At 57.9% G+C, this 12,101-nt stretch carries 11 protein-coding genes; 2 read left to right on the top strand and 9 right to left on the bottom strand.

The window, feature by feature from the left end; translation table 11 throughout:
- Nucleotides 1-47 precede the first annotated feature (47 nt).
- A complete protein-coding gene (locus HYPDE_RS15705; RefSeq protein ID WP_041320567.1) occupies nucleotides 48-941 on the top strand; it encodes a methyltransferase domain-containing protein in 894 nt (297 codons plus the stop codon).
- On the opposite strand, the gene mutT is transcribed toward HYPDE_RS15705, so the two are convergent.
- From mutT to HYPDE_RS15685, 4 genes are all read right to left on the bottom strand, one after another.
- The gene (gene mutT / locus HYPDE_RS15700; RefSeq protein ID WP_015599507.1) at nucleotides 922-1,329 is read right to left on the bottom strand and encodes an 8-oxo-dGTP diphosphatase MutT; all 408 of its coding nucleotides are present in this window, start codon (nucleotides 1,327-1,329) and stop codon (nucleotides 922-924) included. The genes HYPDE_RS15705 and mutT overlap by 20 nt on opposite strands.
- A complete protein-coding gene (locus HYPDE_RS15695) occupies nucleotides 1,326-1,982 on the bottom strand; it encodes a thiopurine S-methyltransferase (RefSeq protein WP_015599506.1) in 657 nt (218 codons plus the stop codon). Before HYPDE_RS15695 ends, mutT begins: the two co-directional genes overlap by 4 nt.
- Nucleotides 1,983-1,994: 12 nt before the next feature.
- Nucleotides 1,995-3,242, bottom strand: coding sequence for a bifunctional glutamate N-acetyltransferase/amino-acid acetyltransferase ArgJ (gene argJ / locus HYPDE_RS15690; protein ID WP_015599505.1), 1,248 nt, complete (start codon nucleotides 3,240-3,242; stop codon nucleotides 1,995-1,997).
- Nucleotides 3,243-3,343: 101 nt separating this feature from the next.
- Nucleotides 3,344-4,285, bottom strand: coding sequence for a peptidylprolyl isomerase (locus HYPDE_RS15685; protein WP_041320565.1), 942 nt, complete (start codon nucleotides 4,283-4,285; stop codon nucleotides 3,344-3,346).
- A gap of 397 nt (nucleotides 4,286-4,682) precedes the next feature.
- Between HYPDE_RS15685 and secA the strand changes: the two genes are divergently transcribed.
- On the top strand, nucleotides 4,683-7,634 hold the full coding sequence (gene secA, locus HYPDE_RS15680; protein ID WP_015599503.1) for a preprotein translocase subunit SecA: 2,952 nt from the start codon (nucleotides 4,683-4,685) through the stop codon (nucleotides 7,632-7,634).
- A 189-nt stretch (nucleotides 7,635-7,823) separates the two neighbouring features.
- On the opposite strand, the gene HYPDE_RS19185 is transcribed toward secA, so the two are convergent.
- The 5 genes from HYPDE_RS19185 to HYPDE_RS15655 form a co-directional block, all read right to left on the bottom strand.
- Nucleotides 7,824-8,666, bottom strand: coding sequence for a hypothetical protein (locus HYPDE_RS19185; RefSeq protein WP_015599502.1), 843 nt, complete (start codon nucleotides 8,664-8,666; stop codon nucleotides 7,824-7,826).
- Between the two features lie 125 nt (nucleotides 8,667-8,791).
- Complete coding sequence (locus tag HYPDE_RS15670; protein WP_015599501.1) at nucleotides 8,792-9,373, bottom strand: TIGR00645 family protein; 582 nt, start codon at nucleotides 9,371-9,373, stop codon at nucleotides 8,792-8,794.
- A gap of 90 nt (nucleotides 9,374-9,463) precedes the next feature.
- Entirely contained in the window at nucleotides 9,464-10,468 is a 1,005-nt protein-coding gene (locus HYPDE_RS15665) for a L,D-transpeptidase family protein (protein ID WP_015599500.1), read from the bottom strand.
- A 167-nt stretch (nucleotides 10,469-10,635) separates the two neighbouring features.
- Nucleotides 10,636-10,989 (bottom strand): hypothetical protein, encoded by a 354-nt coding sequence (locus HYPDE_RS15660; protein ID WP_015599499.1) that lies wholly within the window; start codon nucleotides 10,987-10,989, stop codon nucleotides 10,636-10,638.
- A 209-nt stretch (nucleotides 10,990-11,198) separates the two neighbouring features.
- Nucleotides 11,199-12,083: a L,D-transpeptidase family protein gene (locus tag HYPDE_RS15655; protein WP_015599498.1), complete on the bottom strand. Its 885-nt coding sequence runs from the start codon at nucleotides 12,081-12,083 to the stop codon at nucleotides 11,199-11,201.
- Between the last annotated feature and the right edge of the window lie 18 nt (nucleotides 12,084-12,101).

Here is a 12,101-nt window from a genome sequence, read left to right as displayed (position 1 = left end):
TAGCGCAACGACGTATCGGCAGCGAGAACTTCTTGGACACGAATGCGATGGCTGGTGCGCCGCAGATTTTCGATCAGGGCCTGATCAGGGCGCGGCGGAACCGCATCGCAGCGCAGGGCAGAACCACGGAATCCGATTTCCTTCTCTCCCGCGTTGCCGAGGACTTTGTCGAGCGACTTGGCATCGTGCACCGCGAATTCGCGCTCGCCGCCAGTATCGGCGCTTATCATGGCCTTCTGGCCGAGCGCCTTCGCGAGCTGCCGAACGTCGGCGACATCATCGACGTCGAGTCATCGGAGCGTTGCCTCAGTCTTTCGGTGGGGCGGAAGATAGCGGCGAAGGATGATGCCCTACCATTTGCAGCGCAAAGCCTCGATCTCGTGGTGTCCGGTCTCTCGCTGCATCTTATCAACGATCTCCCTGGCGTCCTCGTCCAGATCAACCGCGCACTGAAGCCGGACGGGCTGTTCCTCGCAGCTCTCCTCGGTGGCGAAACCCTGAAAGAATTGCGAGAAGCGTGGATTCTGGCCGAAGAGGAATTGTTCGGCGGAGCCTCCCCGCGCGTCGCGCCCTTCGCCGACGTGCGGGAATTGGGCAGCCTGCTGCAGCGCGCCGGTTTCGCGCTCCCCGTTGCCGACAGCGACGTTGTTCGCGTGACCTACGAATCGCCGCTGGCGCTGATGCGCGATCTGAAGGCCATGGCGGCAAGCAACATGCTGATCGAGCGCCGCCGCACGCCTGTCTCGCGCCGCTTGCTGCTTCGCGCGGCCGAAGTCTACCAGGAGCGCTTTGGCCTCCCCGATGGCCGCATCCCGGCGACCTTTGAGATCGTCACGCTGACAGGCTGGGTGCCGCACGAAAGTCAGCAGAAACCGCTGGCGCCCGGATCGGCCCATGTTCGTCTGTCCGACGTCCTGAAGCCTAGACCAAAAAATCCCTGAGCCAGGGAATGAGAGGCTCATCCGCGGGCGGCATCCGGTAGCGTGAGAGATGCAGAGCGCGGACCCATTCGACGGTCTGGCCTTCGCGTGGTGTAATCTCGCCATCCCAGGTCCGGCAGACGTAGAGCGGCATCAGCAAGTGAAAGTTCTCGTAATCATGGCTTGCGAAGTTGAACGGCGCGAGACACGTCCGGCATAGCTCGATCCCGAGTTCTTCCTTGATTTCCCGGCAGAGCGCATCCTCAGGTGTCTCCCCGGTTTCGATCTTGCCGCCCGGAAATTCCCAAAACCCCGCCATCGGTTTGTCGGCCGGGCGCTGGGCGATCAGGACGCGCTTGTCATCGTCGATCAATGCGACGGCGGCAACGAGAACGAGCGGCTTCGTCATCGCCGCCTCAGCAGGTACGCCGTTTCCTGCAGCCGGGTGACACCGCGCCGTCGAAGGTTGCCGCTGGCCTCAAGCCCATCGCGAGCTTCGAGCACTTGGATGTCGAACGTATCGCCGTAAAGACGCTCAACTTCACTGCGCGTAACCGAGAACGGCGGACCGGATATTTCGTTTTCCGGATAGTCGAGCGCGACGAGGAAGATGAGAGCTTTCTGCGGGATTATGTGCGTGAGCTTTTCAGCATAGCGGGCCCTTAATTGGGGAGGTAACGCAACCAAGGCCGCCCGGTCATAAACAGCGACGATATCTTTCAGAATCTCGGCCGGCGTTTCAAAAAAGTCGCCGCGGTAGAGATTGAACGGCCCGGCCGAAAAAACATCAAAAGGCCCTTCCGATCTGACCTCCGGTGTCTGTCCGCCGTCCTTGAAGAATTCCTGGACCGCAACTTCGGAAAGCTCGACCCCGATGACACGATGCCCTTGCGTCGCAAGCCAGATCATGTCGCAACTCTTGCCCGAAAGCGGTACGAAAACAGCGCTCGCGACGGGCAGACCGAGTGTTGGCCAGAACCGTTTCAGCTGCTCGTGAATGTGGGGCTGATGAAATCCAATCTCGCGCCGTTTCCAGCGCTCCGTCCAGAAAGCCTTATCCATCCGTCTATACGTTCAGCTCCGATAGTCCGCATTGATCGACACATAGTCGTGTGTCAGGTCACAAGTCCAGACCGTTGCCGAAGCCTTGCCGACGCCCACCGCGATGCGGATCACGATTTCGCGGTTCTTCATGTAGGCCGCCGCAGTGCTTTCGTCATAGTCCGGAGCGCGCTCGCCGTCGCGCGCAACGCAGTGCGGACCGAACCAGATGGTGAGCTTGTCGCGATCCGCAGCTTGCCCGGATTTTCCGACTGCCATGACGACTCGGCCCCAATTGGGATCTTCTCCCGCAATGGCCGTCTTGAGGATGGGCGAGTTGGCGCAGGCGAGTGCAATAGCCCGCGCTGCCTCCCAGGACTTGGCCCCTTCAACCTCGAAGGTCACGAATTTTGAAAGCCCTTCGCCGTCCTTGGCCACCTGGATGGCGAGATCACGCATCAGATCGTGAAGCGCGTCCGAGAACGGCTTAAGCTTTTTGGACTTGGCTTTCGTTACGGGTTTCTGGCCGCGCTCTGCGGCGCTTCCTGTCGCGAAAACGAGGCATGTGTCGCTTGTCGACGTGTCGCCGTCGACCGTCATGCAATTGAAGGTCGTCTTGACGTGTGCGCCGACGAGATCCTGCAAAACATCGGCCGGCACCGCCGCATCGGTGAAGATGAAGCACAGCATCGTCGCCATGTCGGGCGCGATCATGCCGGCGCCTTTGCAGAAGCCGTTGATCGTAACTTCCGTGCCGCCGATCACGGCCTTCCGCGTCGCGAGCTTCGGATACGTGTCGGTCGTCATGATTGCGCGCGCGGCCGCCTCGAACGCATCGGCCTCCACGCTTTCTGCGAGATCTGCGAGAAGGTGCGCAAATTTCGCCGCATCGAGCGGCTCGCCGATGACGCCGGTCGACGCAACGAAAACATCGTGCGGCTTGCAGCCGACGGCTTCGACCGCGTGCTCGACTGTAATATCGACGGCCTCACGCCCCCTTTTACCGGTAAAGGCATTGGCGTTGCCGGAATTGACGACGAGCGCCCGAGCCGAGCCCTTCTTGAGGTTCTTGCGGCAGAGAAGCACAGGTGCCGACGCCGTCTTCGACTGGGTCAAGACCCCGGCGACCGATGTGCCTTCATCCAGCACCGCGAGCAGAAGATCGGTGCGTTTCTTGTAACGAATGCCGGCCTCGGCCGTTGCGAATGCTACACCCTCGATTGGTGGGAGCTTCACAAGAACTGACGGCGCAAAGGGTGAAACGCCTGTGATTTTGCCCATGGGAACCTCCGCTCTGGCGCGAGGCTCCGTGAAACAGATCGGGCCGCCATAATCAAGCGGCCCGATACAGAAATCGAACGGTTCTGGGGTCGCCAGAGGACTTATGGTTTCGGTGTGTCCTTCGGCGCTTCGCCCGCCGGAGCTTCGGAAGTCGGTGCGGTTGAAGGAGCCGCACCTGGGGCCGATTGCTTGGAGATCATTGCATTCCTGTCGTCGACCGTCTTCTTGATGTCGGGATCGACCACATCGATCTTCGCCTTCGCGCGGAGTTCCACTGCCGTCTTCTGCGCCTTCTGCAGCAGCAACGACTGCACGATCCGGTCCTTCACGATTTCAAAGGCCGGTGGCTGTTTCGTCCGGCGATCTTCGAGTTTGACGAGGTGCCAGCCAAACTGGGTTTTGACCGGATCGGAAACCTCGCCTTTCTTCAACTTGAACACGATGTCTTCGAACTGAGGCACCATCTGTCCGTGGCCGAAGTAGCCAAGATTGCCGCCGTCGTCTTTCGAGCCCGGATCTTTCGAGTTTTCTTTGGCAAGCTGGGCAAAATCAGCACCCTTATCGAGCTTTGCCTTAAGCTCTTTGGCTTGCTCTTCGGTTTCCACTAGGATGTGGCGCGCCGAAACCTCTTCTTCAGGCTTTAAAAGCTTCACCTGGTCGTCATAAATTTTGCGCGCGTCTGCATCGGTGACGGACGCCTTGATGACCTTCTCGAAATAAAGTTCTCTCAATGCCCGGCGCTTCAAATAGTTGAGACGGGTTTCGAAGTCGGGACCCTCGGCGAGCTTTTGCTTTTCGGCTGCTTCTGCGAAAAGCTGATTGTCGATGAGGAATTCGAGCAGAGATGCGCGCTTCTGCGGGCCTGGCATAGTCCCCATATCGCTGCCGATCTCGCTCTCCGCGACGGCAAGATCGCCGTCCGTAATCGGCTTGCCGTCGATTGTGGCGACGACTTTATCCTCTGCGAAGGCTTGCATGACCGGTGCGCCCAGAAGCGTGATCGCAAATGCGACCGTAAAGGCGGTAGGGGCGATGCGCTTCATGGGTATAAGCTCCGAATTGGGGATGAGAATGTCCGCTGGACCGAAATTCGACCCATAGCGGTGTCCGTCCGCACATGCTGCAAGCAGACTGACCTCGATAGCGGCCTGGGGTGGGAAAACCAAGTTAATATTTGAACAGCGCGGTAAAACTTGAACGCTTGGAGACAGGGTTCTGAACATTGACAGTCGGGGGGGCGAGTTCTTATGTCTGCCCCAGATCGGCGCGGGTTTCGGCCCGTTCGGACCACGTGAAAGTGCCGAGGGAACGTGATGCAGGCGTGGCGGGGAGACCCTTGCCGCGCATTTTTTGCTGAACGGAAACCTCAATTGAATGCAACCCTCGCTCAGACGCTTCAAAACGTCCGGGCTGACGCTGACGTTTAGGACGGATTTCAAGATGCTCTCGTTCGGTGGCTTCGCTTCGAAAATCTTCGGTTCGTCGAATGAGCGGAAGGTCAAGAGTTACAGAGGCCGGGTTGCGGCCATCAATGCACTCGAAAACGAAGTCCAGGCTCTGACGGATGATGAACTGAGGGCTCGGACCGAGGCTTTCCGTAAAGAACTTGAGGAAGGCAAGACCCTGGACGATTTGCTCGTCCCGGCCTTCGCCACGGTCCGAGAGGCGGCCAAACGTACGCTGGGTCAGCGGCATTTCGACGTTCAGCTGATCGGCGGCATGGTTCTCCATCAGGGCGACATCGCCGAAATGCGAACCGGCGAAGGTAAGACGCTCGTCGCAACGCTTCCGGTCTATCTCAATGCCCTGGCGGGCAAAGGCGTGCATGTCGTGACCGTTAACGACTATCTCGCCAAACGCGACGCCGAATGGATGGGTCAGGTCTATCGTTTTCTCGGACTGACCGTGGGCTGCATCGTCCACGACATGACCGATGAGCAGCGCAAGATCGCTTACGCCTGCGACGTGACCTACGGCACGAACAACGAGCTCGGCTTCGATTATCTTCGCGACAACATGAAGATGAACCGGGAAGAGATGGTGCAGCGCCCGCACGTTTACGCGATCGTGGACGAGGTCGACTCGATCCTGATCGACGAAGCGCGCACACCGCTCATCATTTCTGGCCCGCTCGAAGATCGTGCCGAACTCTATCAAACGATCGACGAGTTGATGAAGATCGTCGAGCCCGCCGATTTCGAGCTGGACGAAAAGCAGCGTCAGGTATCTTTCACCGAAGCCGGCAACGAGAAAATGGAGAATGCCCTCGCCGAAGCCGGCATGCTGACGGGCACGTTGTACGACATCGATAATGTCACGATCGTCCACCATCTCAATCAGGCGCTGAAGGCGCATAAGCTGTTCCAGCGCGATAAGGATTACATCATCAAAGGCGGCGAGGTCGTCATCATCGACGAGTTCACCGGCCGCATGATGCCCGGCCGCCGCTATTCGGAAGGTCTGCATCAGGCTCTCGAAGCCAAAGAGCACGTCGAGATTCAGCCCGAGAACCAGACGCTCGCTTCGATCACTTTCCAGAATTACTTCCGTCTTTACAAAAAGCTTGGCGGCATGACCGGCACGGCGATGACGGAAGCCGATGAGTTCATGGACATCTATGGCCTCCAGGTCGTTGATATTCCGACGAACCTTCCGGTCCGGCGCATCGACGAAGACGACGAAATCTATCGCACGCAGAAGGAAAAACTGGCGGCGATCGTGCAGTCAATTGCAGAAGCAAAGCATCGCGGTCAGCCAATTCTCGTCGGCACCACGTCGATCGAGAAGTCCGAGCAACTCGCGGAGCTTCTGAACGATCACAAATATCTTCGCGATCTGGCTCGCTCGCTTGAGAAGCAGGCGGCGGAGCTGAGGCCCGGCAAGGACGAACACCTGCGCAAGCACTTCACCGATATGGCGGCGCTGTTGACGAAATTCGCCACGGAGTCGAAGGGCAAGAAACAAGCCATCGAACATAACGTCCTGAACGCGCGCTATCACGAGCAGGAAGCGAATATCGTTGCTCAGGCCGGCGTTCCTGGCGCCGTGACGATTGCGACGAACATGGCTGGCCGTGGTACCGACATTCAGCTCGGCGGCAACGCCGAGTTTCGGCTGCGCGACTGGATCGCAGAGGAAACCGCGAAAGGCTCAGCCCCCGATGAAGCGGCTATCGCGAAGAAGCGTACCGAACTCGTCGCCGATGTTGCCGAGAATAAGCAGAAAGCGCTCGAAGCCGGCGGTCTCTACGTGCTCGCCACGGAACGCCATGAAAGCCGGCGTATCGACAACCAGCTCCGCGGCCGTTCCGGCCGTCAGGGCGATCCCGGCCGCTCCAAATTCTATCTGGCGCTCGACGACGATCTCATGCGCATCTTCGGCTCGGAGCGCATGGACAAGGTGCTGCAGACCCTCGGTCTCAAGGAAGGCGAAGCGATCACGCATCCTTGGATGAACAAGTCGCTCGAAACCGCCCAGAAGAAGGTCGAGCAGCGCAACTTCGACATCCGCAAGCAGATCCTGAAGTACGACGACGTGATGAATGATCAACGCAAGGTCATTTTCGATCAGCGTCTCGAGATCATGGGTCAGGATGATGTCTCCGAAACCATCATAGAGCTTCGCAATGAGCTGATTGACCAGCTCGTGACGCGGTTCATTCCGCCAACGGCTTATGCAGAGCAGTGGGATACCGCAGGGCTGAGGGAGCAGGTCCAAGAGATCTTCGCCCTCGATCTGCCGATCGAGGCCTGGGCTGCCGAGGAAGGCATTGCGGACGAAGAAATAAAGGAACGCATTAGAGCTGCGGTCGACGCCAAGGTTGAGGCAAAGACGAACGAGCTCGGCCCCGAGCTTTATCGCCAGATCGAGAAGATGGTGCTGTTGCAGACGCTCGATCATCTGTGGCGCGAGCATTTGGTAACGCTCGAGCACTTGCGTCAGGTCATCGGCTTCCGTGCCTACGGCCAGAAGGACCCGCTGATCGAATATAAAGGTGAAGCATTCATCCTGTTCGAGAACATGCTCGGCCGCCTGCGCGAGAACGTGACGGGCCAGCTGATGCATGTCGAGCTTGCGCCGCCCGAGGATCAACCTGCTTTGCAACCCGTCGATCTGCCGCCGATGATGGCGCATCACGTGGATGCGACGACGGGATTCGATGAGTTCGAGCGAGACCCTGAGCTGGCAATGGCGGACGCCGCCATTGCGGGCGCCCGCGCCCGCCGCAACGCCCCGCCTGAGCCCGAAAAGCGCGCACCGATTCAAAGCCGCCGCAGTGAAGGTTCCGTTGACCCGAACGACCCTGCCACGTGGGGACGCGTGTCCCGCAACGCCCTTTGCCCATGCGGCTCGGGCAAAAAATACAAGCACTGCCACGGCAAGATGGATTAGTGGTGGCTGCGCGCGTTGGCCGCATAAGACGGGATGACGGAGCCGGCCGGATTCGGCTACGGAGTCACGGCCTTCAACGGTGCGCAATCGGCCAACGGCGAAGTAATTTTGAGATTGTCGCCTCGCATGAGGCGAGGCGCGGATATTCGTTCGTGTACCGTTGGGTGCGGTGTATCAGTCTCCGTTTCGTCAGACTGAGATGGGGCTCGGAAACCGAAGCAAATCTTGGATTAGATGTTTGTTTCGCGAAAGATGCGCGGCTAAATTTGAAAATCCTGAAGGATAGCCTCTGGTCGAGGAAGAGAAGAAAAGCTTCTCGGAATTTCCAAGAGCAATGAGATCCACAATGGCGTCGATGGCATGGTTCTTGGGACCACCGAGATAATGAAGAGGTTTCCCTTGCGTGTCCGGTATTTCACTTGAATATAGAATTTCTAGTGAGCTGAAAAAGCTTCGAGCATACGCAATAACGGCAGCATCGTCACTGCAAACGAGCAATTTCTGAGTGTGTATTTCAGGTAAAATCCTGCTGAATAAGGCCTTATAGTCGGTTTTCAGGTCCGTATTTCGCACATGGACCGCGCAGTATTTGCCGTTGAGATGCCGAATACGATCGAGGACCAGCGGACGAATTTCGGACGATATATATAAGTTTTCCAGAATTTCGAAAGAATCGTGTCCTCCGCCACATTGTTCGTGAACAAGAAGAGCTTGTTCGTGATCTTTGGAAAAATCAAACGATAGACGTACGGAATGATCACTTCTTAGAACGTAATTGGACGGCGTATAAAGAGAGATATTTGGAAGGTGAAGCTTGCCGCGCAATTCGGCTGGAAAACAAGAGAGTTGATTTAGGAATTCGTAAATATCATCACTCGCGGTAAGCATTTTTGTTCGAATATTTTCTCTCGGTTCAAAAAATTTGGAGAAATCGCCGCGTAATCCGGAATCCGGAGTATCGACTATTAATATGCGTTCGAAGCTCGACGCATATTTCCAGCATTTCGATATTTGACACAAGGTATCGTTCATTCCACCACGCGGCCGGCAGAGGAGAAACCTTTGATTTTGCCATATTGCATTCATGATTTCGGTTCTGAATGGGGAAGAGATATATCCGTTCCCGATACCGACGAGATGTCTATATCCGCGTCGGATCAGGGGTTTGCAATATTTGACGGCTCCTGCTTCGAGGCGTCGCCCCCGTCGCTGTGTCCACCGCCCGCAATTCTATCCGAGAGTGCGAGAAGCACGCTCGAGACGACAAACACGAGATGGATGATGACCAGCCACATCAACTCCTTCTCGCGCTCGGGGGTAACGGTGCCGAGCGACATGAACTGGCGCAGGAGCTGTACGGCGGAAATCGCGACGATCGATGATAGCATCTTGAGCTTCAGCGCTGAGAAATCAATCGTGCCCATCCATTCCGGACGGTCGCCGTGGGTCGAATGATCCATTCGCGAAACGAAATTCTCGTAGCCCGAGAAGATGACGATGATCAGCAGCGATCCGGTCAGCGTAAGGTCGACGAGCGTCAGAAGACCCAGGATCACGTCCGATTCGGTGGAAACGAATGCCCCCTGCGCGAGGTGCAATAGCTCCATCAGAAACTTGATAAGCAGCACGAAGAGCGAGATCGCAAGCCCGAAGTAAAACGGCGCCAGCAGCCAACGTGAGCTGAACAGCAGGTTTTCGAGTAAAATTTCCACACGCTTGGCGATGGTCTTCTCTGCCATGTGTCCGCGATCCTTCGCTGTCTGCGATGAGCTCGCGCTTCTATCGCAAGTCAGACCGCGCGAGGCAAGTTGCGCAGTCGAAACGGCGCGTCAGCGAATGAGTGGCCAGGAAAACGTCGGCACCGCCGGCGCCTCGCTGTCGAGGCTCGACTGAAGCTGCGGAATCGGCCGGGTCGTTTCCGTCGATTGCGCTGCGAGCCTTGGTACCAAGGGCGTCGGATATGGGACGTCCTGCAGCCACTGATCCTGCTCGCGGATGGCGGTCAGAGTCGGTCCGCAAGCTTCGAGCGGCCCCGACGATTCCCTCGCCTGTGCCTCCCGGAAAATATAGCGCCCGCCGCATACGCTGATGATCGGCGGGCGCTTCGTCCGGTCGAAAAGATCGTATCCGTCCTTGAGATTGGTCCAGAACGCCTTCCACGGAGATGAAATCTGTGCCGACAGGTTTTTGTCGGTCATGCGAAACGGAAATACGTGCACCGGCACGATCTGTTCGCCGCCGTCCATCGCCGCGACCGTCAATTGATGAATTTCATCCGATACCGGATTGGTCATCGCGAAGCAGCCGATGGATGAGCAGCCGCCGTGAATCAGGATGCTTGAACCCGTCCGCGCCTGCGATTGATCCAGGAGGTTCGGAAAACCAAGGTCGAGCGACCTCGGCCAGCGCCCGACATGGCGCGTCTGCGAACGGGTCAGGGTGTAATAACCTTCAGGAGCCTGCCGGTCACCGTCGCGCATTTTCGGCCCGAGTGTCCCGGACCAGTGGCAGATTGGATACGTTGCAAAGAGGACGTAGGCGTCGCCTTTCTGCTTCCAGATTTCGAGCTCGGACTCGGCCTTGAAAATTCTGATGAGGATCGGATCGGCGAGTGTCACGCCCTTGTCCCGCAGCCGTTCCTGCAAGAAGGCGACATTCGGCGTTCCTGGAAGGGGCAGCGCCCCGGCCGCCGCCGCGCGCTGGCGCTCGACCCGGTCGGCCGCAACGTCCTTGAGTTCGATAGTCAGCGCGCGCGCAGTCTCGATCCCGGCAAAGGCAAAGGCCAGCGCCGCCAAGATCGTCACGCGAAGTAAGCCTTGAAATGACAATAACATGGATGGTTCGCGACCGAGTACCCGCCCTCACGCTCACGCGAGGCCGACATTATCGCGCACCGTTCGCAAATCGAAGTGTCTTTTTGCCAACACCCTCGCACGGAACCGCGGGACGCCGCCGCTCATATGCGCCGGCCCATCCAAATCACCCGCCGCTCACTGCAACGTCACCAACCGTAGTAGTACCGGCTGCGCCACGGCCGGACATAGTATCCGGCATAAGGATAATAGGCCGGGCCAGGCACATAGCGCGGTGCGGGAACGGCGTAATAGACGACGGGCGGCGGATAGTAGGCATAATCGTAGTCGTAGGGCGACGCGTAGTAATACCCTGAGTAATAGCGGGGGGCATAATAATAGCGACGCCAATGATTGATCTTCGTAATTCCGTCCGAGTGATGAGCCGCACCCGCGGTCGACGGGATGAGACCCGCGACGCCTGCCGAAGCCGAAGTTGATCCGGCCCACAGTGCGGCCAAACCAGCCGCCATCGCGGCCGATACAAGCCACGCCTTACGCATTACCGACCTCCATAATCACTCAACACAGCATTTGTAGCGCATTTCAATATTGGAGGCGATTCAATTGCGTGCTGGATAAAGTAAATATTGGGCTGAATTAACGAGATTCAGATTGGGAATGAATTGATTCAAGAACAGATAAAATTCCATTCCGAATTGGCGAGGCGTCATTTCAAAAAGGATTTGCGCTGCGTCTTGGTGATCATGCGTCAGTTATTGCTGCAACGCACGTCGACCGGATCGCTATCTCCGGTGCCGGTCGCTCCGGCTTCAAAGCGATAGCGTCCGTTGCAGACTGAAACTTTTGGCGGCACCGAGCTGCCTTCAAAGAGATCGTTGCCTGCCTTGAGTTTACGCCAGAACGCGGCATCGGGATCTTGCGCATGCTCAGCTATCTCCGCGTCCGACATCCGGAACGGATAAACTTGGACCTGGAAGCGCTTTTGCCCATTCTCGAGCGCTGCCGTAACGAGCTGCCAGATCTCCGCCATTTGCCGGTTCGTCATCGCGAAGCAACCGATCGAGCCGCAGCCGCCGTGTACCATGATCAGTGAACCGGTGCGCCCCTGCGAGCGGTCGAACGCGTTCGGATAGCCAAGGTTGAACGAACGAAACCAACGGCTATTCGGGTTCAGCGCCGAAGCGTCGACCGTATAGAACCCTTCGGGCGCTTGACGGTCGCCTTCGATGAGCTTCGGGCCAAGCCAGCCGGACCAGCGGCAGATCGGATACGTTGCGAAGCGATGGAACTTGCCGTCGCGCTGCATCCAAAGCTCTAGCTCGAAGTCTCTTTTGAATATGCGAACCAGGACGGGCGCACCCTGCTTCAGACCGCTGTCCGCAAGACGCTCGGAAAGGTGGGCGAGATCGGGTTGGCCTGGCATCGGCAGTCCGAAGTCCGCCCTCAATCTCCGTTGTATGCGTTCATAGCGGATCAGTCCGTCGTCGCCGAAGACGCGCGGCATCCAGACCTGGGACAGTTCGAATGCAGCCACGCCCGCGATACCGACGGCAATAAGAGTGAGAAAGAAGGCTCTGAGCCACCGTCTCCTGGGTCGTGATGGGGCTCGCTGGTTCTGGGTGCCGCTATGCATTGGAGCCTCGCCAGAAAC

It is taken from the genome of Hyphomicrobium denitrificans 1NES1 (assembly GCF_000230975.2).
GTDB lineage: Bacteria > Pseudomonadota > Alphaproteobacteria > Rhizobiales > Hyphomicrobiaceae > Hyphomicrobium_B > Hyphomicrobium_B denitrificans_A.
The sequence above is the reverse complement of the archived record's forward strand: the minus strand, read 5'-3'. Positions and strand labels throughout refer to the sequence as shown.